The organism is Vibrio mediterranei (assembly GCF_900088415.1).
GTDB lineage: Bacteria > Pseudomonadota > Gammaproteobacteria > Enterobacterales > Vibrionaceae > Vibrio > Vibrio mediterranei.
Genome location: NZ_FLLQ01000001.1, coordinates 672,290 through 696,635, shown reverse-complemented (window position 1 = coordinate 696,635; position 24,346 = coordinate 672,290). Strand labels below are relative to the sequence as shown.

Here is a 24,346-nt window from a genome sequence, read left to right as displayed (position 1 = left end):
CTACTTAAAATTGGACATTAATAACTGTTGTAAAAGCGGCTTTCCACTTGATACTTGAGATAAGGCAATACCATATCGATTTAGCTTGGAAGTAAGCTTGCTTTGTTGCTGCGTATATATGGATTCAACGGTTTCCCTTGTTCTATCATTAGAAAAGTCTATTGATAACCGTTCATTTTTACCCATTACGTTTTGTATCCCCTTAGCTTTAGTAATACCAAGCTCGATAGGGTCAAACACCTGAATAGCTCGTACACGGTTGTGTTTAGATAGCTTCGAAATAGCGCTTATATCCTTCTCAGAGGTCGCGGAGAAATCACTGATCACAATGACCTCACTTCCTTTATTGCAGAGATTGGCTAGTACTCGATAAGGGTCTTTGTCACTTTCCTTATCGTTAGAACTAGGAACACTCTTCGATTCCGTTACTACGTTATGAAAACCCTCATTATGAGCGTCGACGAGTTGCTGTAGTAATTGGTATAGCGAGGCTTTTGAGCTTGAAGGACGAAGTTCGAACAAGCGTCTATTGGTTCGAATAACCGCGCCGACGCGATCTTTATTGCCAATGGCAATCCAACTTAACAAACTAGCTAAGTGACAAAGCTGCACTGACTTTAACAGTAGTTGTGTTCCCGTATACATACTTGGTGTCAGGTCTAAGAATAGAACGACAGGGCGTTCTCGCTCTTCAGTAAAAAGTTTAGTGTGCACTTTGCCAGTGCGAGCGGTAACGCGCCAATCTATCTGTCTAACATCATCACCAGCTTGATACTGGCGAACTTCAGAAAACGTCATTCCACGTCCCTTACGAGGGCTGGCATGCTGTCCGTTAAGCTGTGACCAGAGACTTTTAGCTGGTGGCTGCCAACGTTTACCGTGTGTTTGATAGAAGCAGAGCTCCTGCAGAGAAATTGAGGCTCCATTACACTGTATAGGCAAGTCCCCGCGCACGATAGCAGTCTCGAGTATATGACCGCTATTGGTGTCTTTTCGAAAACCTCTAGCAAGGTTAAATTTTGCGAACATAAGGTAGTTTACCTACGCCGATGCAACGGTTTTTAACAACTCGTCAATGATTCTATTGCCATCAATTCCTTCGGCCTGCGCTTGATAAGTCAGTAACAGTCGATGGCGTAGAACTGGGTAAATGATTTCATGTATATCTTCTGGGCTTACAAAGTCGCGACCAGATAGCCAAGCGTGAGCTCGAGCTGCTCTATCTAACGCGATAGTTGCACGTGGACTCACTCCCATCTCAATCCAGTTGGTTAAATCGTTGCTATAAATATCTGGAGTTCGCGTTGCCATAACCAATCGAACGATATATTTTTCAATCGATTCTGCCATATGAATGGATAAAACTTGGCGTCGCGCCTCAAAAATCTCTTGTTGGGAAATAAGATTCTCAAAGTGGTGACTTTCTCCTAAAGCTTCACCGCGATTGAGCCTCAAGATCGCTAGTTCACTCTCTGCATCTGGGTAATTGACCTCTAAGTGAAGCAAAAAGCGGTCTAACTGAGCTTCTGGTAATGGATAGGTTCCTTCTTGCTCTATGGGGTTTTGTGTGGCCATAACGAGGAAAAGCTCTGGAAGAGGATAGGTGGTTTGACCAACACTGATTTGTTTCTCCGCCATTGCTTCTAGCATCGCCGCTTGTACTTTGGCTGGTGCGCGGTTTACTTCATCCGCCAATATAAGGGAATGAAATATCGGACCAGACTTAAATTGGAATTCACCCGTTTCCGGACGATAGATATCGGTACCTGTTAAATCAGATGGAAGAAGATCCGGTGTAAACTGAACACGGTGGAAGCTACCTTCAATGCAATCGGCTAAGGACTTTACCGCCCGTGTTTTTGCTAGACCTGGAGGACCTTCTACCAGTATATGTCCATCAGCAAGCAACGCTACGAGCAGCTGTTTCACCAAGTTATCCTGACCAATAACTTGGGATTCGAGATAGCGTTGAAGTTGTTGGAAAGACTGCGCTGGCATGATGATGTTTCCTTATGGCGAGCGATTGAGATAAATAGGTAGATGAAAAACTACCGCGAAAGTTCCCTTAGTTATGTCATTGTTTTGTAATTACAATCAGGGATGTTGCCACTTGACGCATCATAACTTGGTAATACGTGTTCAATGTTGAAGGTAGCAGATACGCTTATAAGTAGGCTAATTGTAGTTGGGATATGGCATGAGCAGGGCAAAACAAGTAAACTAACACCAGTTTAAGTGATTAAGTAAGGTAGTTTGTTATGAGTGATTTTGAGAAAGAATTGGAGTTGATGTCTTCTCAAGCAGAGTCCGAGCCAGAGGTAGCTCTTCCTTCAATTGAAGAGCAGCGTGAAATTGCTGCAGAGTTAAAGAAGCTTGAGGCTGAAGGTAAATTGACTCCAGAAGTGCTAGAAAAGTACTTTGGCAAATTTAATCAAAAGAGCCAGACGCCAATTCACTAAGTCATCTATCTAAGCCCCTGTTAAGAGCTACTTTAACTAGGGGCTTTTAAATAAGAGTACTACCACCTAATTAACCTCCCTCAATGTTTCACACTGAACTTTTGATTTAGTGTTTGAGACCTATATCTCATATCTATATTTAACTCTCACTGCTCAGTTACAACTGATATTTTTCTCAAAAATGAGACTGCATATGCAAGCCGTTGTTTTGAAGGCAAGTTAGCTGAATGCAATCGATTTCATCGCACTTCTAGGCTATTGACGGATGAGAATGCATCGAATTCAATATTAACTTTGGAACTACTTTTCAAAACAAAAATAATCACATGGAGTGAACTATGGCTACCTTGGTAGAGGGAAACCAACGTGCGGTTCTGTTGGCAGAGAATAATTTGCAATCGAGTCTGTTAAAAGAGTCGATTGAACAGCAACTTAATATGGAAATTCGGCTAATTTCACCTGAACGTATTGGTCAACTCAGGCGCAGCACCAAAGATTACAATGTCGATCTAATTATTATTGACTACCCGACGATGGACCATGCGGCGGTAAGACAATACCATGAAGTTAGGGATGTTTTCTCGCTAGAAGCTCAAGAAGTTTTGATAAATACCTCTCCAGGTATCCGTCATTCGGAGATGTTACGTTGGCAACGTTTAGTAGGTGTATTCTATGCGACCGATAACCTAGAGCGGCTTATTACAGGTTTTAAGTGCATACTAAACGGTGAGATGTGGATGAGCCGAAAGTTGGTTTACGAATACATTAAACTTTACCGAGGAAAACATTGCCATACGACAAACCCTTACTACACTAAATTGACTAGAAGAGAACAAGAAATTATTAAACTTTTGGGTAATGGGGCTTCTAACACGCAAATAGCAGAGACTCTTTTTGTGAGTGAAAATACAGTAAAAGCACACTTGCATAATACTTTTAAAAAAATAAAGGTGAATAATCGTCTGCAAGCCCTCATTTGGGCCAAAGATAACATAGCTCCCCATGAACTTGCGTAGTCTTCGCTATTCATATTAAATGCTAACCCGTCTTTTTTGGCGGGTTTTCTATATGAGTTAAATGAAAGTGAATATTTAGCTTGCTTGTTGTGGATGATGTTCTAATATTGTTTTTGATCATGATCACAAAACCAATTCCGAGGTCCATTATAGAGATCTAATGTGATAATTTTTCTAAAAGGCTGTTTGTTATGATGTTATTTATTTTTATCATACGATAGTTTAAGTTTCATAAATGTTTCGATTAGCTAATCTGCGTCATTCCTACTCTTTCTTGTTAACTATTCTCATCTACTTGCTACCAAATTAATAACCCTAGTTAGTTTATTGGTGTTCTGATGGATAAACTTTAAGCTTGATTCAAGGTTTAGGTTTATATGCAACGTCAGATTGCTGAGGCTAGGAAAGGGTATTCCCATGAAAATGGAACAATGGCTTACCGTTCTATTTAAAACTCAAGGTTTGTGTAAATGCAGCTCTTTATTTAGCTGGGCACTTATTTCCCTTTTTCTTTCTGAAAGCGCGGTTATTGCTGGTGAAGTGAACAGTTCTAAAGTAATTGTACATACTCTCCCATTTGAATCTGGGGAGTTTTTAACTGGTATTACTGACGCCACTCTATCGAGATATGGGTTTGAAGAAGCCAATAATTCAGATTTGAGCACTGAGTCGGATCTTGATAATTATTCAGATATCAATATAGCGAATGCTACATCGGCACAGGTAGTTATCTTGCAAAAAAGCTATGGGTCTGATGGGAAAAATAGAGCAAAAGTCAGTGTTTCAGGGGCAGGGAATCGTGTGTTGGCAGTGCAACTTGGAAGCAGGAATGAAGCCTATATAGCGCAAGAGGGCAATAATAATACAGCTGTTGTAGGTCAAGTCGGCTGGGATTTAAGTTCAGAAAGTGTCGCCGTTATTATCCAAGAGGGTGATGATAACGAAGCCTACATTGGTCAAAAGCGATACAGAAGTGCATCAAGTAATGTCAGTGTTAATCAAGTTGGTAATGGGAATATTGCAGCGGTAGTCGCCGGTTCAGGTGCAGACCTTGGAATTTCTCAAGTAGGAAATGGAAGTGAGTTAGTCATTAATGCTTCCGGTTCAATGGGAATTTACGTCAATCAAACTAATTAGCGGCGCGGTATGTTGGTGGGTTGATATAAATACGTGCTTCTTAAGAAGTATATGTCGACAAGGAATTATAAAGGATTAAGGTTGTTATTATGAATAAATTAGCATTAGCTGTAAGTATCTCTGTTATATCAGGTTCGGCGATGGCTACTGTAACTCAGACAGAAGTAGATTTTAATGGATATGATGTTGAAACGTTCGCTAGACCGGATAACCAATCAGTTATTCTACAATCTAATAACACTACAAGCTCTGTTGTGATTCAGCAAGGTTCTAAAGGCGATTATGACGCTAATATATCTGTTGTAGATATGAGGCTTCAAGGGTGGGGAAAACGAAATAAAGTCTATGTTAATCAGGAAGGAGGGAATGGTTTTTTCCCTAGCGCACAGGACTCATTGGTCAGAATAGCTGGGACTAGCGGAGGCGCCAAAATTACAGTTGATCAAAATGGGAAGTACAATGATTCACAAGTAGTGTTGTCCGGTGATGCTGATAATAATACGATTGATGTAACACAAACTAACGGTGATTTTTTTGAAGGAAACTGGTCCGATGTTGCAATCTCTGGTAGTAGTGACTTCAATAAGGTTGATATAGATCAGAATGGTAGTGGGAATATATCAGAAGTTAGTATTTCTGGTGGAAGTAGCGGTTCATCATCTGGCACGCAGAAAGTTAAAGTAAACCAAAAAGGAAGCGACAGCAAATCATATGTGAATTTGTATAACGCTAGTGTTGATAATGACGTAAATGTTGACCAAGATAATGATGGTCATTATTCTAATGTCAGTGTTAATGGTAGCTTGAACGATATTGACGTTAAGCAATCAGGTTCGGCGAGTGATACTTCAGACATTTATCTATATGGTGAAAGTGATAACAACATAGTTAACGTTACTCAGTCTGGCGACAACTTTAGTAACCGTTCTGAAATTACACTTTATGCTTCCTCTGGGAATGGTGTGGGGGCAGCTAACCATGTTAATTCCGTTGAAGGTATTCGAGTGATTCAAACTGGTGGTGATACCTCTACTATTGTTATGAATAACTCTACGAACAGCGCTATTTACGTCAATCAACAATAAGACTGATGGTTGATTTTGTTACTAATAGAGCCATAAATGTACTTTGTACAATTATGGCTCTAAACTCATTTCACGTGTTGTCTTCCTTGGTAAGCACAGACATCCAATGCCAACGTAACCATAATAGCAACCAAGTTACTATCACACAGCACACTGAAAGTGAAAGAATTACGTTAAGAACTCAGTCAGGCTCGTCTATATTTATTTCTCAGAATGGAGGTATTTCAGTATATGAACTACCGACTTCTCAATTTCCTCTGCTTTTAGAAAGCGTATCCAACGTACGCTGGGAAGTTCGTAGCGACTGCATGATAACTGAAGTAGGCGCATCTCAAGATCTCACTGAGTAACAGGCTTGTTGAAGATACGTTGTCAGGCATATATCTAAACTTTCTCACTACTGAGAATCTAACCCTAACTTACTGTAATTCCACAAATAAGACTTATTCTTCGGGCTTAGCGCCAGATCCGCTCAATAAATGCTCTGTTATACTTCACACAATACGGCATTCTAAGCATAGTTACAGGGAGTTGGATATGTCTGTTGAAAAGGATGGCAACAACGTACACGCACTATTGTTAGCAGAGAACAGTCTGCAATCCGGTTTGCTTAAAGATTCAATTGAGCAGAAGGTTCCGATTACCATCAAGTTAATGTCTGCAGAAAAACTTTACCGCTCACGAGATGATGTGGTTGAGGGGGATGTGCGCTTTATTATCATTGATTATGCTGCCATCGGTCATGGTACGGCCACTCACTATCATGAAATTATTGAGAGTATGGACAACAGCATCAAAGAGGTTTTATTAAATGCGCCTAGTGACCTAGAACACGCTGAAATGCTCAAATGGCAAAATCTTGTAGGTGTCTTTTATGCCTCAGACACTATTGAAACTTTGGTGTCGGGCTTTGAACGTATTTTGGCGGGGGAGTTGTGGATGAGCAGAAAGCTGGTCTACGAGTATGTGAACTTCTATCGTCGTCGTCAATGCTCAAAAACCAGTCCGTATTATACCAAGCTAACGAAACGAGAGCAGCAAATTATTAAGCTGCTTGGTGATGGTGCATCCAATACAGAGATCGCCGATGCGTTATTTGTTAGTGAGAATACAGTGAAAGCTCACCTTCATAATGCATTCAAGAAAATTAAGGTTAAAAATCGTTTGCAAGCTTTGTTGTGGGTGAAGAACAACATCGCATCTAGTGAATTCGTTCAGTAGAGTTGACTACCAACTAAGCCGAGTAAGACCTTCTTATAACAATACTAATGCAACCCTTCTCTAACAGTATCTGATTTCACTAGAAATAGATGCTGTTATATCGTGTGCGCATTTCCATATTTTGAGTGTGGCACGTGATGAAAAAATCTCTCCTATTTTGGGCGTTTAGCTTGTTGTCGGCCGTTGCATTTGCCGGTCAGTTTGAAAAGGGTAAGCACTATGTAACCTTGCCTCAACCTCAAACTATTGAATCTCAGGTCATGTTATTCCATTCACCTTATTGTGGTCCTTGCGCCATGGTTCACGGGCCATTGGTGGATATTGTTCAAAAACATGACTTAACCTTTAACGAAATTGTTGTAGGCATGGGGCCTGTCGGTCGCGACGTTCAAGAAGCCTTTCTGGTTGCGAAAGGGCAGGGCACAGAGCAAGCTTTTATTGAAGAGTTGATTCATAGAATCCACTTTCGAAGAGGTCAAACGCCAAAATTCCGTAGTGACATCGCCGATGTTCTAGAAATGTGCGGTGTTAACTCTCAACCTTTTGAGGATCGCTGTGAGCAAATACAAGATGAAGTCGATGACTTTAACAGTTTGATAAAGGAGTATAGAGTTCGAGCGACACCGACAATAATTGTAAATGGTAATCAACAAGTCATATTGCATCAATTGAGTAGCTTAGAAGAATTAGAACGTCTTATCGTGGAGTTAACAAGCTAGTGGTTCAACAAGATGCTCATATTGCTTTGCTAAGTGTCGTCATACTGATAGCACCCATGCTGCTTAGTTGGAACCGTTCAAACCGAATGATGGTTATTGGCTTCAATATGTTGGGTGTTATCTGTATTGCTGCGGCATACCACTATTGTTATCACCCCTTAGTGTATCTTCCATTCTTTATGTCAGGGCTCACTTGTTGGATGTTTGCAGTCGGATGTGCGGTTAACAATCGATAAAAAAAACAGGGCTACGGGTAAGTTCCATTTTCCGCATAGCCCTGTTTGCTGCTTACTCGGTTAGCTATAAAATTTCCGTTTTAGCTTGAGAGTATTTGGCGATAATCGGGTTAGACATTGCATCTGGGTCACCAGATGACCACATTCCTCTTTCCATCCCTTTGACAATTAGATGTATAACAGCGGCGTCAATAGCCGACATAATCGCGATATTGACGGGCTCATTGTTGCTGTAACCCAACTCAATTTCGAGTAGCTCTTTATAGTCAATGAATCGGAATGCGCCCAAACCAATTTCATGAGAAGAGATGGTTTTTGAAGTAGTTATACTTAGCAAGACTTGTCCACTACGCACGTCGACTGCTCTAAGGTTGACGGTAACTTGGTCAGTTCGATATTGACCTGAAGCACCTATGCCTAAGTATTTCGCACCTGCGCCACCAGTTCGTATATTGGAGTCATACGCGACAATACCTCCTTCAATCACCACATTAGCGGAGTTAAGTGACGATAGATCCGAACCATGATTTGAGATCACCTTGTCTTTTTTCTGAGCTGCTCGAATAATCTTACGCTCAGTTAATAGGTTTTGAAGGCCTTCTCGCTCAAGTGGAACAAACCATTGAGAGTCTAGTAGTGATGTTGTCAGCAATGACGTACCACCTTGGGGTACTGCAGTAGAGAAGTTACTATTAGGCTGAGGCTTATATTGGCCTGTCTGGTCGCGGAAATCATAGACAGAAACTAAGATTTTACCTGCTGGTTTAGGTAGCGCGATCAAGTCGGTGTAAGTAGCGCCTCGTGGCATTAATTTAGGCTCTGCAGAGGTATCCGGTATATCCAAAGAATGTGCGCAGCCACCAAGCATTAATGCTAGGCTCAAGTAAATTAGACCTTTCATAATACGTTCCTTGTAAATTAGAGGTCGGGATTAAGTCCAGAAACACTGATTTCAGTGGATTCTCCAGTAGCTTTGTCGACGATCTGAACCAATAAAGTGCCTGAATCATCAACGACATTGAGGAAGAAGTCGTCAGTTTCCAATTGGCCAGTATTACCATTACCGATATCGGCCAATAATTGGCTGATGAGTCGGGACTCTAAGCTTGAAGCAAGCCTATCTAGTGCTGATTCTTCTTCAAAATCAAACGAACTCGCGTTTGGATCTTGGTAGTCGTTAATTGCGTTCGCATGATTGATCAAAATCGTACTGTTTAATGGGTTTCCCCCGAAGGTAGGGTTAACCGGGGTGTAGACGAGTTCGCTCGCCAGTGTTAATGGAGATCCCAATACTCCAATTAACGCGAGTTTAGTTGATAAATTTGCCATCCTTGCCGCCTTAAAATTCATCGTGTTCCAAATCAAATGTATCCATGTAAAGACGCTCAGCCTGCCAACGGATAATGTAATTACCCACGACTTGCAAGGCATCGCTTGCCCGGTCTTTAGCTTGTCTTCGACCTGGTGACAACGCTGTTCTGTAGATAGCTTTTCGAGAATGGTATACCTCAATAATACTTCCGGAAAGCGCTGTCGGGATTTCTTTGATAGTGAGATTTTCTTTAAGGTCAGGGTATCTATCATTAAGTTGTTGAGAGAAGAAAAAGTAAAAGTCTTCCCCTAAACGAGTGATAGTTCTATCGACGATAACACCACTAACTTCGCTAAAGTCGTTAAAAGGAACCTTAAGTTTGTCTCCTTGCCCTTCTATCTTTTTACCGTTTTCCAAGGGAGCCCCATTTTCAATACCATTGCTGTTCCCCGCCCCAAAAGCAGAAGAGGCAAAAAAACAGACAATACTTGTAAGCAGCAATAACTTCATGTTGGCTCCCATTCAAAAATCCGTTTAAAAAATGAGAAGAGCGAGTTCAAATGAACTTAGTTAAATATTAACTCAAAGTGTTTTTTCACTGCATAAACTTTAGCACTAGTTATTATGACTTTTTTTTCATACTTCGGTTCTTTTAATTACCTAAAAGCTACGTCAAATATCCAAGGTTTATTATTTACAAATCAATTTAAGTTTAGTGTGAATAAAAGTAGTTGTATTTAGAATTTTAAAAGTCAACGGTTCTATTTTTTTTGGCGGAAAGACATTACTGTATTGAACGCACCATAACAACTCTTTAAGAACCTTGGCGTTTAAATATGAAATTTGTGCTCAGGTAACTCTGAAGCAGGGTGAAAGTCGATACATTTAGCAATTCAGGGAAGGTCGCAATGAATGCTTCGATAAAAACGAAACTTCAATCGGTGTTAAGCGCAGCGTGTTTAGTCGCTAGTGCTAGTGCTGCGGGTTCAACTCTGGTTTTTGCTCCCAATGGAGGAGTCGATTCTCAAGGTGTTTTCTTGCACGGAGTGAACGATGATATCCAAAGTGATTTCAATGATTTACTCAATACTGTAGATGACATCGATAATTATTCAGAGGTCCAAATAACTAACGCTACTGATGCGCTTGCGGTTGTAGTTCAGGAAAGTCCGGGAAACTCAGCAGCTAACAAGGCGAAAATAGTACAAAGTGGTAGTAGCAATACTGCCCTAATCGGACAGAAAGGGGCAGCGAATACCGCCTATATCAATCAACAGGGTGATAACAACGCAGCAGCTATTGGTCAGATTGGAAGAAATGGTCAAGCTCTTGTTGCCCAAAAAGGAGACAATAACCTAGCGGTAATAGGTCAAGCAAATATATTTCATCCTTCGAGCAAACTCAGTATTAATCAAGAAAACGATAACAATATTGCGTTTGTCGCTGGGGCAGGTGGTGCTAATTTAGGTGTTTCTCAGAATGGTGGGGATAACATATTAATTAATGCATCAAGTGCAATGAGAATTTACATAGACCAATCTAACTAGCGCGCGGTACTAACGTTATTTTGGTTTAGTAAATGACTTCTTTTTATAGAAGTTATAGTCGACATGGAAACTTAAAAGGAAATAAGGGTTTTATTATGAAAATGTTAGCATTAGCTTTAGGTGTTGCAGTTGCTTCTTCGACAGCGATGGCCGCAGGCCCCGGTACAGGGAAAGAAATATCATTCAATAATTATGCAGCATATCAGAGCATGGATGTTCAGGGTGATAAAGACAACAAAAGTGTGGTCTTGCAATCAAACGATGTAGGTACTAGCGTAACAGTGATGCAAGGGGAGTTGGGCGTGTTTGATGGTAACCGTTCGGTTGTTGATATCAGATTGAATAGCCCAGGTAATAATAATGATGTGATGATTGACCAATCTGGTGGTTACAGTTTCAATGACTCCAAAGTTAAAATCAGTGGAACCACAGGCGGAGCAGATATCGACGTAACTCAAGATGGCCATGCGAATGACTCTGTCGTCAATTTCAGACATGATGAAGATAACTCGACAGCAACGGTTGCGCAAACTGGTGTAGATAACTGGTCGCGAGTTCGCTCTAGAGGTGCGAGTAAATCGAACACAATTGCAGTAACTCAGAATGGGGAAAACCAAGACTCGGAAATTCGTTTATCTGATAGCTCTTCGAACAACATGATTACTGTTATGCAAGGTAAAAATACTAGTAAGAAAAACAATGTGTCTATTGTTGAGCTGAGTGCATCTAGTTCAAATAATGACTTGATGATTAACCAGAAAGGCAATAATAACCTCTCAGAAGCGTATCTAGTGGCCTCTAGTGGCGGTGATATTGATGTTATCCAAAGTGCAGCAGACAGTTCATATGTTTCACAAATGAACTCTTTGAATAGCACAGTCTACGTACATCAAAACTAAAATGCGTTTATTTGATATAGAAAAGACGGTGTTTAACACCGTCTTTTTTTGGGTCATAGCTTTTGATGGGTCTTCTTCGTTATTGAAAGAGCAAGTTAAGTGTGAACTCAAGCATCAGCAGATAGAGATAATATTAGAGGTTGATAAAGGTAATCCAATCATCGATGTAACGACATCTATGGACGACCGCTTCCGTTGGCAGGCCTCTGGTGGTACAGCTCTTTTTAGCTTAAATAAAGAGGTTTTCCCTATAGTAGTCGAAGATAGCAAAAGCACGAGTAAATTAATTATCGATAAGCGTTGCTTGATTGAAGACATAAAAAAGTCCTCACACTCTCATAAAGAGAAGGAGGACTTTTCAGTAAGTCTCAACGCGTGAAGCGATTAACTAGAAAAGATTATACACCTGCCTCTTTATACAAACGACGACACGCCTTACCATCACTATGGAACAAGTGGCAACGATGTGCTGGGATACCAATCTTAATACGGTCACCAACTTCTACCTCAAGAGTGTCTGGTTGACGGTAAATAACATCAGCATCAGCGCTTTCTAGGTTTAGATAGACTTGAGTTTCGTTGCCTAGTTTCTCGACGATCATAACTTCGCCTTCAACCTTAGCATCACCTTCTTCTTCGGAAACAAGGTGCTCTGGACGCACACCTAGAGACATACGGTCGCCTTTGTTGACGGTTGTTCCGTCTACTGGAATCCAGAATGAGTCGCCGTCAGAAAGCTGAACTTTTACGCGCTCTGCTTCTACTTCGTCGATGAATACACTCATGAAATTCATTTTTGGAGAGCCAATAAAACCAGCTACAAAGCGATTGTCAGGATAATGATAAAGCTCTAGTGGTTTACCGACCTGTGCCACGTAGCCAGCATCTAGGACAACAATTTTGTCTGCCATAGTCATCGCTTCTACCTGATCATGCGTTACATAGATCATTGTGCAGCCAAGTTGACGTTGCAGCTTAGTGATTTGCGAACGCATGTTGACACGCAGCGCTGCATCAAGGTTAGACAGGGGTTCATCTAGCAAAAATACATTAGGCTGAGATACCAAAGTACGACCAATCGCTACACGCTGGCGTTGACCACCAGAAAGTGCTTTAGGCTGACGCTCTAATAGATGGCCTAATTGTAGAATTTCAGCAGCATGTTCAACACGGCGGTCGATTTCTGCTTTATCTGCTTTAGCGAGTTTAAGGCCAAACGACATATTGTCGTAAAGATTAAGGTGAGGGTAGAGTGCATAAGATTGGAATACCATACCTACGCCGCGCTTTGATGGTTCTACATCATTCATGCGCTCATCACCAATATACAAATCACCGGACGTGATGTCTTCTAAACCTGCGATACAACGTAGTAGAGTTGATTTACCACAACCTGATGGACCGACAAAGACAACAAACTCGCCTTCGTTGATTTCTAGGTCGACATTCTTGGAGATCAGTACGTCGCCGTACGCTTTACTAACATTTTTTAACGTGACACTCGCCATGTAGCTCGTCCTCGATTCATTTTTATATCTTTCTGTCGGTCATTATAGAGATAAGTCGACAGGTAATAATAGTAGGAAATTGGTAAGTGATTAGGGTATTGCTCGATTTTGTTAAAAGGCCTTGTCCTTTGATTGTCTATCTAGCCCCTGATGGAAAGAAAAAAGGGCGGCGCTGTACGATATGGCGCCACCCTCAAAGCCAAGACTTCGCTAGTATCCCCCGACATAAATTGAAGTTCTCCCCCGTAAAATAAATTACCACTAGTACTTCAATTTATGACTACTTGGCGAGTCCGGCGATGCAAACCCAGCATGTGTTTCGTATGAAACTCAAGGAGCACATGGCTCTTACTGGTAAAGGGTTCTTACCATCCACTCTTGGATGACTGCAGTTTCCTTGATTCGTGTAAGTCGTACATCCTCCTGATAAAAATAATTGTGGGGGGAGTAGGAAAGGAGGAGGGGTTAGGGGAGTAGAAAAGCCATATGAGATCCAGTTCAAATAATTACTCCTCATAATGGTGAAACATGTCACAACAGAAGATTGTTTTGTGATGTTGATCTATAGTTCTTGCCGACAGAGATCACGGAAATCATTGCTACTCCAAAGGGCGTAGAGAGTAGGAGGATGAGACCTTGCTGTATTTTTTAGATGATACTCATCGAAATTTAGGAAAATCCTCTGGATGACCCTGCGATCAAAACTATAAAAAGGATATGAACATGAAAAAAGCCCTAAGCACTGTAGCTCTAGGTACACTAGTTGCTCTTGGTTCTTTTGGTGCAAATGCTGCTATCGAAGAAGGACAACTCACTATTTGGATCAATGGTGATAAAGGTTATAACGGTCTTGCAGAAGTAGGTAAGAAGTTCGAAGAAGACACAGGTATTAAAGTGACAGTTGCTCACCCTGATGGTCTAGAGAGCCGCTTCCCTCAAGTTGCAGCGACTGGTGACGGTCCTGATATCGTGTTTTGGGCTCATGACCGTTTCGGTGAGTATGCTCAAGCAGGTTTGCTAGCTGAAATCAAACCTTCTAAAGAAGTTAAAGAAGGCATCATTGATTTTGCATGGGATGCAGTTAAGTACGATGGCAAGATTATCGGTTACCCAGTAGCGGTTGAATCCCTATCTCTAATTTACAACAAAGACTTGGTTTCTAACCCACCGAAGACTTGGGAAGAAGTAGAAGCATTGAATGCGAAACTTGCAAAAGATGGCAAGTCGGCAATTATGTGGAACCTAAAAGAACCGTACTTCACGTGGCCATTAATGGCGGCTGATGGCGGTTATGCATTCAAATACAATGGTGGTACTTATGACGTTAAAGACGCAGGTATTGCTAAAGAAGGCGTGAAAGACGCACTTTCATTTGTGAAAGGTCTTGTCGACAAAGGTGTTATCTCGGCAGATATGGATTACTCAGTATCTGAGTCTGCGTTTAACCAAGGTAAGACTGCGATGACGATCAACGGTCCATGGTCTTGGGCGAATATCGAAAAGTCTGGCATCAACTATGGTGTTGCTACTCTTCCTAAGTTCAACGGTCAAGCATCTAAGCCTTTCGTTGGCGTACTAACTGCCGGTATCAGCACTGCATCACCTAACCGTGACCTAGCGGTTGAATTCCTAGAGAACTATCTACTGACTAATGATGGCCTACGTCAAGTCAACAACGACAAGCCACTAGGCGCTGTTGCACTAACGTCTTTCCAAGAAGAACTAGGTGCTGATGAGCGTATCGCGGCGACAATGGACAACGCGATGAACGGTGAAATCATGCCAAACGTTCCACAAATGAGCGCGTTCTGGGCATCGGCTAAAAACGCTATCGTAAACGTAGTTGATGGACGTCAGACTGTTGATGCTGCTGTAGCAGATGCAGAAAAGCAAATGACTAAGTAACAATTGATATTAGAACTACCCTTTTAAGGAGGGGGCAACCCCTCCTTCTTTTCTATTTTTGTATTATCGCTAGCAGGTCCTTTTATGCAGTCAGTTCAAGGTACAGATGCCATGTCAGCAACAACCGCTACAGTTCCGAGCAGCAAGAAAGTATTCATTAAGTGGGGACTTCTTGGCTCAGTTGGTCTAGTTAACGGTTACGCGACCATTCTTATGTATTCACGCGGTGAGCTTGCTTTTGCAATGCTCACTGTGATCTTAACCGCTCTGGCACTCTATATTTTCGGCAGTAAGAAAACTTACGCTCACCGCTATATCTATCCAGGTATTGCGGGCATGATTCTCTTTATTCTTTTCCCATTAGCGTATACCGTCGGACTCGCTTTCACTAACTACAGTGCGAAAAACCAACTCTCTTTGGATAGGGCACAAAGTGTCTTAATGCAGCGCACATTCCAAAGCGGTGAAAGCTTCTCTTTTGATTTGTATAAAACGGATAATGGCCATCGTATTTACGTTAAAGACGGTGACCAACTGCTTGTCACGCCTGAGTTTGATATCTCAAGTCCTAAAGCAGAATATGACCTTTCTGAAGCTCAGTCTCAGTCGGGTGAAAAAGAGAAAATTAAGGCGATCATTCAAAATCGTTCTACGCTAAATACTATCGATCTTCACATGCCAGATGGCGCTGATATTCGAATGAGTGGCCTACGTAAGTTCGCGTCGGTACAACCGTTATTTAGCAAAATTGAGGGTACTGACGATCTTCTGAACAACAAGACGGGTGAGACATTCCGTCCGAATATGGAAGTTGGTTTCTATCAGCCTATTGATACAAATGGAGAGTTTACTGGTAATACGGTTTCTCCGGGTTTCATCGTTGATATCGGTACGCACAACTTTGAGCGTGTTTGGAAAGACGATGGTATTAAAGAGCCGTTTATTAGCATCTTTATCTGGACGGTTGTGTTCTCAGTATTGACTGTGATCTTTACTCTGGTCATCGGTATGGTGTTGGCTAGTGTGGTTCAGTGGGAGGAACTGAAAGGACGTGCGGTGTATCGCGTACTGCTTATTCTTCCATATGCGGTCCCAGCGTTTATCTCAATCCTTATCTTTAAAGGTCTATTCAACCAAAGCTTTGGTGAAATCAATATGGTGTTACAGAGCCTATTTGGTATCAGTCCAAGCTGGTTCTCTGACCCAATTCTAGCGAAAACCATGGTGTTAATTGTTAACACTTGGCTTGGTTTCCCTTACATGATGATCCTATGTATGGGTCTACTAAAAGCGATTCCAGATGATTTGTATGAAGCATCGGCGATTGATGGAGCAAACTTCATCCATAACTTTACACGCGTTACTTTGCCATTGATGATCAAACCATTAACGCCGCTTTTGATTGCAAGTTTTGCTTTCAACTTCAACAACTTTGTAATGATTCAGCTATTGACTCAAGGTGGTCCAAACATGATTGGCACCTCTGAGCCAGCGGGTTATACCGACCTACTAGTAAGCTATACCTACCGTATCGCGTTTGAAGGTTCGGGTGGTCAAGACTTCGGTCTAGCAAGTGCGATTGCAACGCTTATCTTCCTATTGGTTGGCGCGTTAGCTCTACTCAACTTACGTTTCACTAAACTTGAGCAAGATTAAGGAATATCACGATGCCAATGGTACAAGGTAAATCATTAAAATACCGAGTGTGGGCAACCCATATTGCACTTTGGGTGTTCCTATCACTTATTATCTTCCCACTGTTGATGGTAATCGCAATCTCTTTCCGCGAAGGTAACTTTGCGACAGGTAGTCTGATTCCGGATAACCCATCGCTAGAGCACTGGAAACTGGCGCTAGGGTTCTCTGTGACCAATGCAGATGGTTCGGTAACACCGCCGCCATTCCCAGTATTAACTTGGCTGTGGAACTCGGTGAAAGTAGCAGGCATCTCATCGATTTTGATTGTGGCTCTGTCAACAACGTCAGCTTATGCTTTTGCACGTATGCGTTTCCCAGGAAAGAGCACGATTCTTAAAGCGATGATGATCTTCCAAATGTTCCCGGCAGTACTAGCGTTGGTTGCGTTATATGCACTATTCGACAAGCTCGGTCAGTACATTCCTTTCTTAGGATTGAACACGCATGGTGGTCTTATCTTCTCCTACTTAGGCGGTATTGCACTGCACGTATGGACGATTAAAGGCTACTTTGAAACGATTGATAACTCGTTAGAAGAAGCCGCAGCACTAGATGGTGCGACTCCTTGGCAGGCGTTCCGCTTAGTACTATTGCCACTGTCTGTGCCAATTCTAGCGGTAGTCTTTATCCTGTCGTTTATTGGGGTTGTGGGTGAAGTACCAGTAGCATCATTACTGCTTTCTGATGTAAACTCATACACATTAGCGGTTGGTATGCAGCAATATCTGTACCCTCAGAACTATTTATGGGGCGACTTCGCGGCAGCGGCGGTATTGTCAGCATTACCTATCACAATCGTATTCTTACTTGCGCAGCGCTGGTTAGTGGGTGGCCTCACAGCTGGTGGTGTTAAAGGATAATAACGATAAGGGTGATCGCAAGGTCACCCGTTTTTTTGTCTTGTTTGACACTCAATTGGTTTGGCCGCCGACAAGTCAGATAAGATCACTGGTGTTACGTATAGCTGGCTGTTACCAGGATTCCTTACTATCACGAATAACAGTTTCTTGTAACCGATGCCTGAGCTTAGTCTCGGGCGTTTTCTTTTCTAGCCATCAATTCTTTTCGTCCATTAAATTGTGACCTAATAGGAATAGCCGTACGTCCGTTCATTACCTATTGTTATTATTGACAATTAATGCTGTTAAAAGCAGCAGTTGGCTTGTGTTGTCGTAGGCAGTCTGTGCTTGGTGTGTTATAAGTTTTAACAGACCTGAAATAGGTAGCCAGTTTGTCTGAAAAAGGGAGAATCAGATGACAAGAATCACGGAATCGAAAGCCTTAATTTATTCAGCCGTTGGGGCAGGCCTGTTAGCGCTGTGGGGCGGTTTAATGGCAATGATTTCTGGCTCAAGCGCCATCTTGCTTGACGCCTCGTTTAACCTATTATCAGCGGTGGTGTCTTTCGCCTCTCTGCGCATTGCAAAGTTAACTGAATCTGGTACATCACGAAACTACCCGATGGGTTTCTTTGCCTTTGAGCCACTTATTGTTGTCATCAAAGGCATTACTATATTAATACTTATTGCGTTCGCAGTCGGTAGTAATATTCCGGTTATTCTTGCAGGAGGCCGTGAGCCGGCACTGAGTTTAATGGCAATTTACGTCTTTCCTGCCGTGGCGTTGTGTGCTTTTCTCTATTGGATTTGTCACCTAGGACACAAACAGTCAAACTCCGACATTCTTAAGGCAGAAAAGAACGCTTGGTTTATCAATGGAATCATTTCGGGAGCTATTGGGGTAGCACTGATCTTGGTGATGTTGATTCAAGGAACATCGTTCGGATGGGTAGCACGCTATATCGACCAAATTCTTGTTGTGCTATTTAGTTTGGCCTTCATTAGTGACCCAATCAAACTTATCAAAAATGGTATGCGTGAACTCACCTTAGCCATGCCTCCGATAGAGCACACTAAGCCGATTTATCGCGGTCTGAAAGGTTTAGCTCAGGAGTATGAGATTGAGATTGTCGATATCTTTATTGCTAAACTTGGTCGAAAAACTTGGGTGTCTGTGTATGTGGATCCTAAGCGTGAATCGATGACATTCAAGAGCTATGAACGATTTGTTGATGATTTGAGGGCTAAAGTAGATAAGCCTTACACCATGACCGAGGTAGACGTCATCCTTAAACGCTCACCAACAGCAGCAAGTGAGACTAACTTAGTTCACGACTAGAGGGTGCGCATCCCACGTACTGGAGCAGAACGTAAAGACTTTCTTGCTCCAGTGCGACTCGCTGTAACAAATCAGCAAAGACATCGTCGCCACCAAAGCACGCTTTGATGTAGTGATTGATCTCGTCTCTTTGATAACCTTCCACATACATCGTTCTGATCCATTGGTACTCGACAGATTTTAAGTTAGTAAGTGTTGTTTCACTTAACGTGATGTCGTTGAGGGTCAAGCCGAGCTCCTATCTCTTTTGGCATTAAAGTTTGGCGATTACATCAAACTTTAATGAAAGAAAAATGACAGTTGCGTGACTTGACAGTGAATTGACAAACTAGACTATTGATTCAACATTCTGTTTCAAAAGGTAAATTAGCTCGTTCACGCTGTTTTTATGTTCACCAAGCTTGGTATAAATCCCGATATTACCTACTTTTTGCCTATCAATATGGCAGGCTTTCAAACCTAAGCTCGCTAACCACTGTTCCGCTCTGTGACTGTATGGCATAACTGCTTGAGTCATATGAAGCATGTCTATACTGGCTAATACAGAGTCTACATCGTAGACAACACGTTTTTCTAGAGAGCCATCATGAGGTAGGCCATTAGACAGCACGGATTGGTGTCGGGGGTGGTTCGGTGTCACTCGAAGCAATGGAAACTGATCTATCTCGTTTGGCTCTGCATTCGATTTCGCTAACGGGTGTTGTTGTGATACGTAGGTTGCTTCGTAATCTTGGAAAAGAGGTTGGAAGGCTACACGGCAGTCGTCAGAGAGTTCCAATACCTCATGACCTATAAATAAATCTATATCACCTCTTGTGAGGTGGCTCAGTAGGGAGAGGTTATTACCAAACTCGAGATGAAACGAATTTGCTGGGTTTAATGACTGATAATCCTTTACCGATTGACGTACAAATCGTTCCCACCATACTTCTCCAGTACCGATTTTAATCTTGCCGAACTGGCGTTGTTGCATGTCATTAAACTGATGTTTGAGAGAGAAGTATTGTTCCTGCTGTTCCTGCGCAAACGCCCGAAATTTCTGGCCATATGGTGTGAGTTCAACACCTTTCGATAATCGATTAAATAGAGGTGCGCCCATTTCGGATTCCAATTTTTTTATCGCGGATGTCAAAGACGGTTGGCTGATAAACAGTTCATCAGAGGCTCGTTTGATGTTGCCATGCTTTGCGACTGCTAAGAAGTACTTTAGCGATTTGTTGATAGCCATGTTGCGCACCAAGGTGTTATATAAAAATTCTATATGATTATACGTATATTCTATTTTCTTTCCTACTGAGCAATGCGTAGAGTGATGGAATAAATTAAGCCTATTAAAGGAATTGAACATGGAAAAAAGATGGTGGCATAACTCCGTTGTCTATCAGATTTACCCGCGCAGCTTCTGTGACTCCAACGGTGATGGAATTGGAGATCTAAACGGTATTCGTTCCAAACTAGACTATTTAACTGAACTAGGTGTGGATGTGATTTGGTTATCGCCTGTCTATCAATCTCCAATGGACGATAATGGTTATGATATTTCAGACTATCAAGCAATCGCACCCGAGTTCGGCACAATGGAAGATATGGATGCCTTGCTAGCGGAAGCCAAAGAAAGGGGCATCAAAATCGTCATGGATTTGGTAGTCAATCATACCTCTGACGAGCACGAATGGTTTAAACGCGCTTGCGAGTCGAAAACCTCGCCTTATCGAGACTATTATGTTTGGCGAGATGCGAAGCCGGACGGCAGTGCACCGAGTGATATGGGCTCAATCTTTGGCGGGAGTGCTTGGGAGTGGCACGAGCCCACACAGCAGTATTACTTACATTTGTTCTCGAAAAAACAGCCGGATTTAAACTGGGAAAACCCTAAAGTACATGATGAAGTTCATAAAATGATGAACTGGTGGATCGATAGGGGGATTGGTGGTTTCCGATTAGATGTCATTGATTTGATTGGCAAAGAAATTGATAACGGTATTACGGGTAACGGACCACGCCTACACCCTCTACTTAAGCAGATGAACAATGCCACATTTGGCGACAAAGATCTGCTAACAGTAGGAGAAACTTGGGACGCAACGCCTGAAATCGCCAAGCTTTACAGCGCGGAAGACCGCGAAGAGCTATCGATGGTGTTCCAGTTTGAACATATTACCTTGACCTGGACGAATGGTGACAAGTGGAAGCCTGCGCCGTTAGATCTAAAGGCATTCAAACAGGTTCTGACTAAGTGGCAATTGGAGCTTAAAGAGACCGGCTGGAATTCGCTGTTTTGGAATAATCATGATTTACCACGAGCGGTGTCTAAGTATGGAAACGACGGCCAGTATCGAGTGAAATCGGCCAAAATGTTAGCGACAGTATTACATTGCTTAAAGGGCACGCCTTACATCTATCAAGGCGAAGAGATTGGTATGACGAATGTGAAGTTCGACAATCTTGAGCAATATAAAGATATTGAAACGCTCAACTTTTACAAGGTAAGAACCGAAGCAGGTGTGAGTCATGAAGAGATGATGGCGGCGTTGGCTGAAAACAGTCGTGACAATGCTCGTACACCAATGCAATGGTCAAATGAAGCCAATGCAGGATTCTCTACTGCCGAACCTTGGATCGAGGTCAATCCGAACTACACAGCCGTGAATGCTGAGCTTGATAGAGCCTCGAACGAATCAATCTATGAGTATTACAAAGCACTTATTGGTCTTCGTCGTGAGTTTGAGGCGGTGATTTACGGCGACTTTATTCCTTTACTCGAAGAACATGACAAGGTATTCGCTTACCTACGTCAACATGGAGAGCAAACCTTACTTGTGGTTGCAAACTTTAGTGATGAGAGTGTTGATGTCGATTTAGGCATTGAGGCTCCAACGCAATGTACAGAGTTATTGTCAAACGCAAGCATTGATTTCTCAGATTTTAGTTGCCTTAATTTAGAACCTTATGATGCAGCAGTACTGCGTCTATAGAGCCGGGGTTTAAAATGGAACCAAAAAGGCGAGAACTCAAGTTCTCGCCTTTTTTGGTTTTCAATTGGCTAATCCATATAGTAAGGCTGATTGTTTTCGCTGTCGCGCTCTCTATCCACGTCTAATTCGTAAGAGTATGGGTCATAGGCGCAATCGCCGATATCATTCCTAGGACACACATGTTCTGTGTTTCTCTCTACCATTGGGGTGTTACACATAGGGCAAGTACGATCCATTTTCTATCTCCTATATTCACCTGACGTGAGGTTGTGAAGCCTATACCGTTGCCCAAAAAAGACAAACGGCTTCCATTTTTACGTCGAGTGATCTGGAAAGATCTTTTCTCGACCTCTAATGATATAGACAGCTATCTAGATGAATTCAATGGCACTTTTATGAATGACCTGGAGAGTGTGATCCTGCGTTAACAATTACAAAAACGTACAGAGCTCTGTTACATCGATATTAGTTTGAATTTAAGAGGCTTTTTCCCAAATTGCGATGAAAAAGCCCGAATCAGTCGAAAATCAGTTGAAATATTTGCTAACAGTAATCTACTGGCAGAGCGGAGTTACTCATCTGGTTGATTGGTTTTGTCGTCCACGTAAGGCCAATAATGATGACCGACCCTGATAAGTATTGTCGCCGCTGCCAAAACAAACGCAGCAAGAGACAGCCAAACGATAGGGACAGCGTCCAACTCTTTCATTCCCAGCGTGATATAACGAGCGATGGCCATCATAGCAATGTAGATGGGGTAACGTACTGGGATTTTACCGTTCATCACAAATTGTTGGACCATCGCTAATACTTCCAAATAGATGAACATCAGCAGAATATCAGTCAGCAGAACGCGACGTTCGGTGAAGACGTGCATGAATTCTTCAATCATCGCAAACAGCGTAGCGAGCGTGATTGCAACCAACAAGACAGCTTCAAGAATATGGAAGACCTTTAAGAAAGGTTTACTGAATGATTTTGGTAAATGGGAAGGCATGAAATTTCTTCGATAATAACTGGTTAACCTCTACCTTAGCATAGATGCGGTAAACTCGCGTAGTTCTATAAACGGTAACAGTCAGATATAAAAGCGATTATTGTACAACCTACTGAGTTGGCGAGCACTGAAATATATCAGTGGGAAAGGCAAGGCGATCAAAAAAGCCCGCTTTTTTACGACGGGCTTGACCTACGATCAAAACAGTTATAACTATCTTAAAATTTGCTTCTCTGCGGTTGTGAGCGCATCTTCAACCGTTTGGCGTCCGTTAAGTGCATTCTCAATAGCAGCACCCTCTGAAATCCAATATGTCATCATTTGAGGGATGGCTGGCATAATCTCACCGTTTTCGGCATTGAGCATTGTGGACTTAATGCGAGCATCGGATTCTAGAGAATTCTGGAATGTCTTAAGTGTCACAGCACCAAGCGGTTTGTCGTTGTTTATCGTTTTAAGAGCCTCGTCGGTAAACAGGTAATTTTCGATAAACTCAACCGCTAAATCCTCATTTGGACTAGCTGAGCTGATACCGGCACTCAAAATGCCAACAAATGGATTGGATTTATTACCATCTAGGGTAGGGAATGTCGCCACACCGTAATTTAAGCCTGCTTTATCTAAGTTGCCCCATGACCACGGTCCATTGATGGTCATTGCCACATCGCCTTTCGCGAATGCAGATTCGGCATTCGCATAGTCCATACCAGGGTCGACAATGCCTTTCTTTTTCATATCAAGCAGGAAGGTTAGGTTTTTGCGAGCTTGTTCGCTGTTAATACCAACGTCTGCTGCGTCGTGACCATTTTCAGTTTTCTTAAATGAGTAGCTTCCTGCAGAGACGATAGGCCAAGTGAAATACGCATTTTTTACATCCCACATGATGGTTTGTTTTCCTTGCGCCTTCATGTTCGCTTGGATAGCTGGGAGCTCTTCCCATGTTTTTGGCGGTTCTGGTAACAAGTCTTTGTTATAAATAAGAGATATCGCTTCGATGGCAAGAGGGTAGCCAATTAACTTACCGTTGTAATTAACGGCATCCCAACTGAAATCGACCAGTTTTTCTTGAAATTCTTTGCTTGGTTTTACTTCACGTAGTAAGCCTGCTTCTGCATAGCCGCCAAAGCGGTCGTGAGCCCAGAAAATAATGTCAGGACCATCGCCAGTTGCCGCAACTTGTTGAAAGCGAGACTCTAAAGACTCTGGAAATTGAACGCTAACTTTAACGCCAGTGTCTTCTTCGAACTGACGACCAACTTCTGCTAAGCCTTCATAGCCTTTGTCACTGTTGATCCAAATTAGTAATTCACCCTCAGTTACTGCGAATGCTGGTGCTGCCATTAACGTCGCTAGTGCGATAGCGGACAAGGATGTTTTTAGATTTTTCATTGTTACGATCCTGACTATTTGTAATGGCATTAGAATAAACCTAATTTCGTTAGCACAAAAATAGG

At 42.2% G+C, this 24,346-nt stretch carries 27 protein-coding genes; 16 read left to right on the top strand and 11 right to left on the bottom strand.

All coding sequences use genetic code 11. The annotated features are described in order from the left end of the window. Together VME0621_RS03130 and VME0621_RS03125 are read right to left on the bottom strand one after the other, a co-directional pair. On the bottom strand, window positions 1-1,029 hold the full coding sequence (locus VME0621_RS03130; RefSeq protein WP_062455563.1) for a DUF58 domain-containing protein: 1,029 nt from the start codon (window positions 1,027-1,029) through the stop codon (window positions 1-3). A 12-nt stretch (window positions 1,030-1,041) separates the two neighbouring features. Further along, the gene (locus VME0621_RS03125; RefSeq protein ID WP_062455561.1) at window positions 1,042-1,998 is read right to left on the bottom strand and encodes an AAA family ATPase; all 957 of its coding nucleotides are present in this window, start codon (window positions 1,996-1,998) and stop codon (window positions 1,042-1,044) included. Window positions 1,999-2,258: 260 nt separating this feature from the next. Here VME0621_RS03125 and VME0621_RS03120 point away from each other — a divergent pair, with 260 nt between their 5' ends. The 8 genes from VME0621_RS03120 to VME0621_RS03085 all read left to right on the top strand — a co-directional run bounded on the left by VME0621_RS03120 (window position 2,259) and on the right by VME0621_RS03085 (window position 7,873). Continuing rightward, window positions 2,259-2,459: a hypothetical protein gene (locus VME0621_RS03120; RefSeq protein WP_006069048.1), complete on the top strand. Its 201-nt coding sequence runs from the start codon at window positions 2,259-2,261 to the stop codon at window positions 2,457-2,459. A 338-nt stretch (window positions 2,460-2,797) separates the two neighbouring features. Beyond that, a complete protein-coding gene (locus VME0621_RS03115; protein WP_006069047.1) occupies window positions 2,798-3,475 on the top strand; it encodes a LuxR C-terminal-related transcriptional regulator in 678 nt (225 codons plus the stop codon). 417 nt (window positions 3,476-3,892) lie between these two features. Then, window positions 3,893-4,612 carry a hypothetical protein gene (locus tag VME0621_RS03110; RefSeq protein ID WP_062455559.1) on the top strand — a complete coding sequence of 240 codons (720 nt, stop codon included), beginning with the start codon at window positions 3,893-3,895 and terminating at the stop codon, window positions 4,610-4,612. An 89-nt stretch (window positions 4,613-4,701) separates the two neighbouring features. After that, window positions 4,702-5,697, top strand: a complete 996-nt coding sequence (locus VME0621_RS03105) for a hypothetical protein (RefSeq protein ID WP_062455556.1) — start codon at window positions 4,702-4,704, stop codon at window positions 5,695-5,697. Between the two features lie 53 nt (window positions 5,698-5,750). Continuing rightward, window positions 5,751-6,047, top strand: coding sequence for a hypothetical protein (locus tag VME0621_RS03100; protein ID WP_062455552.1), 297 nt, complete (start codon window positions 5,751-5,753; stop codon window positions 6,045-6,047). A 187-nt stretch (window positions 6,048-6,234) separates the two neighbouring features. Beyond that, window positions 6,235-6,918 carry a LuxR C-terminal-related transcriptional regulator gene (locus VME0621_RS03095; RefSeq protein ID WP_062455549.1) on the top strand — a complete coding sequence of 228 codons (684 nt, stop codon included), beginning with the start codon at window positions 6,235-6,237 and terminating at the stop codon, window positions 6,916-6,918. Between the two features lie 137 nt (window positions 6,919-7,055). Beyond that, window positions 7,056-7,637: a DsbA family protein gene (locus VME0621_RS03090; protein ID WP_062455546.1), complete on the top strand. Its 582-nt coding sequence runs from the start codon at window positions 7,056-7,058 to the stop codon at window positions 7,635-7,637. Beyond that, window positions 7,637-7,873: a hypothetical protein gene (locus VME0621_RS03085; RefSeq protein ID WP_062455543.1), complete on the top strand. Its 237-nt coding sequence runs from the start codon at window positions 7,637-7,639 to the stop codon at window positions 7,871-7,873. The genes VME0621_RS03090 and VME0621_RS03085 overlap by 1 nt, the downstream gene beginning before the upstream one ends. Before the next feature lie 64 nt (window positions 7,874-7,937). On the opposite strand, the gene VME0621_RS03080 is transcribed toward VME0621_RS03085, so the two are convergent. Genes VME0621_RS03080 through VME0621_RS03070 form a run of 3 tightly spaced genes read right to left on the bottom strand, consistent with a single transcriptional unit; the run spans window position 7,938 to window position 9,695 of the window. After that, window positions 7,938-8,774, bottom strand: a complete 837-nt coding sequence (locus tag VME0621_RS03080) for a CsgG/HfaB family protein (protein ID WP_006069040.1) — start codon at window positions 8,772-8,774, stop codon at window positions 7,938-7,940. 17 nt (window positions 8,775-8,791) lie between these two features. Further along, window positions 8,792-9,202: a curli assembly protein CsgF gene (locus VME0621_RS03075; protein ID WP_062455540.1), complete on the bottom strand. Its 411-nt coding sequence runs from the start codon at window positions 9,200-9,202 to the stop codon at window positions 8,792-8,794. Between the two features lie 10 nt (window positions 9,203-9,212). Further along, window positions 9,213-9,695: a curli production assembly/transport protein CsgE gene (locus VME0621_RS03070; protein ID WP_231892899.1), complete on the bottom strand. Its 483-nt coding sequence runs from the start codon at window positions 9,693-9,695 to the stop codon at window positions 9,213-9,215. A gap of 398 nt (window positions 9,696-10,093) precedes the next feature. Between VME0621_RS03070 and VME0621_RS03065 the strand changes: the two genes are divergently transcribed. The 3 genes from VME0621_RS03065 to VME0621_RS03055 all read left to right on the top strand — a co-directional run bounded on the left by VME0621_RS03065 (window position 10,094) and on the right by VME0621_RS03055 (window position 12,010). Next, window positions 10,094-10,732 carry a curlin subunit CsgB gene (locus VME0621_RS03065; protein ID WP_082795449.1) on the top strand — a complete coding sequence of 213 codons (639 nt, stop codon included), beginning with the start codon at window positions 10,094-10,096 and terminating at the stop codon, window positions 10,730-10,732. Between the two features lie 95 nt (window positions 10,733-10,827). Continuing rightward, the gene (locus tag VME0621_RS03060; RefSeq protein WP_062455534.1) at window positions 10,828-11,631 is read left to right on the top strand and encodes a hypothetical protein; all 804 of its coding nucleotides are present in this window, start codon (window positions 10,828-10,830) and stop codon (window positions 11,629-11,631) included. Between the two features lies 1 nt (window position 11,632). After that, a complete protein-coding gene (locus VME0621_RS03055) occupies window positions 11,633-12,010 on the top strand; it encodes a hypothetical protein (RefSeq protein WP_062455532.1) in 378 nt (125 codons plus the stop codon). Window positions 12,011-12,029: 19 nt separating this feature from the next. Here the strand turns inward: VME0621_RS03055 and malK are convergent, their stop codons facing one another. Beyond that, window positions 12,030-13,139 (bottom strand): maltose/maltodextrin ABC transporter ATP-binding protein MalK, encoded by a 1,110-nt coding sequence (malK, locus tag VME0621_RS03050; RefSeq protein WP_031493156.1) that lies wholly within the window; start codon window positions 13,137-13,139, stop codon window positions 12,030-12,032. Window positions 13,140-13,862: 723 nt separating this feature from the next. Between malK and malE (VME0621_RS03045) the strand changes: the two genes are divergently transcribed. From malE (VME0621_RS03045) to VME0621_RS03030, 4 genes are all read left to right on the top strand, one after another. Then, window positions 13,863-15,044: a maltose/maltodextrin ABC transporter substrate-binding protein MalE gene (gene malE / locus VME0621_RS03045; RefSeq protein ID WP_062455529.1), complete on the top strand. Its 1,182-nt coding sequence runs from the start codon at window positions 13,863-13,865 to the stop codon at window positions 15,042-15,044. A gap of 84 nt (window positions 15,045-15,128) precedes the next feature. Beyond that, the gene (gene malF / locus VME0621_RS03040) at window positions 15,129-16,700 is read left to right on the top strand and encodes a maltose ABC transporter permease MalF (protein ID WP_062455526.1); all 1,572 of its coding nucleotides are present in this window, start codon (window positions 15,129-15,131) and stop codon (window positions 16,698-16,700) included. Window positions 16,701-16,711: 11 nt separating this feature from the next. Continuing rightward, on the top strand, window positions 16,712-17,602 hold the full coding sequence (gene malG, locus VME0621_RS03035) for a maltose ABC transporter permease MalG (RefSeq protein ID WP_006069031.1): 891 nt from the start codon (window positions 16,712-16,714) through the stop codon (window positions 17,600-17,602). A gap of 394 nt (window positions 17,603-17,996) precedes the next feature. Continuing rightward, the gene (locus VME0621_RS03030) at window positions 17,997-18,920 is read left to right on the top strand and encodes a cation efflux transmembrane domain-containing protein (RefSeq protein ID WP_062455524.1); all 924 of its coding nucleotides are present in this window, start codon (window positions 17,997-17,999) and stop codon (window positions 18,918-18,920) included. On the opposite strand, the gene VME0621_RS03025 is transcribed toward VME0621_RS03030, so the two are convergent. Next, window positions 18,901-19,149 carry a hypothetical protein gene (locus tag VME0621_RS03025; RefSeq protein ID WP_006069029.1) on the bottom strand — a complete coding sequence of 83 codons (249 nt, stop codon included), beginning with the start codon at window positions 19,147-19,149 and terminating at the stop codon, window positions 18,901-18,903. The two genes, VME0621_RS03030 and VME0621_RS03025, sit on opposite strands and share 20 nt — an antisense overlap. A gap of 99 nt (window positions 19,150-19,248) precedes the next feature. Next, complete coding sequence (locus VME0621_RS03020) at window positions 19,249-20,142, bottom strand: LysR family transcriptional regulator (protein ID WP_062456518.1); 894 nt, start codon at window positions 20,140-20,142, stop codon at window positions 19,249-19,251. A gap of 124 nt (window positions 20,143-20,266) precedes the next feature. Here VME0621_RS03020 and VME0621_RS03015 point away from each other — a divergent pair, with 124 nt between their 5' ends. After that, window positions 20,267-21,895: a glycoside hydrolase family 13 protein gene (locus VME0621_RS03015; RefSeq protein WP_062455521.1), complete on the top strand. Its 1,629-nt coding sequence runs from the start codon at window positions 20,267-20,269 to the stop codon at window positions 21,893-21,895. A 68-nt stretch (window positions 21,896-21,963) separates the two neighbouring features. Here VME0621_RS03015 and VME0621_RS26495 read toward each other — a convergent pair whose 3' ends face one another. The 3 genes from VME0621_RS26495 to malE (VME0621_RS03005) form a co-directional block, all read right to left on the bottom strand. After that, window positions 21,964-22,131 carry a hypothetical protein gene (locus tag VME0621_RS26495; protein ID WP_156750256.1) on the bottom strand — a complete coding sequence of 56 codons (168 nt, stop codon included), beginning with the start codon at window positions 22,129-22,131 and terminating at the stop codon, window positions 21,964-21,966. A 335-nt stretch (window positions 22,132-22,466) separates the two neighbouring features. Continuing rightward, on the bottom strand, window positions 22,467-22,892 hold the full coding sequence (locus VME0621_RS03010; protein ID WP_006069026.1) for a phosphate-starvation-inducible protein PsiE: 426 nt from the start codon (window positions 22,890-22,892) through the stop codon (window positions 22,467-22,469). Window positions 22,893-23,105: 213 nt separating this feature from the next. Next, window positions 23,106-24,281, bottom strand: a complete 1,176-nt coding sequence (gene malE / locus VME0621_RS03005; protein ID WP_062455517.1) for a maltose/maltodextrin ABC transporter substrate-binding protein MalE — start codon at window positions 24,279-24,281, stop codon at window positions 23,106-23,108. Window positions 24,282-24,346 lie beyond the last annotated feature (65 nt).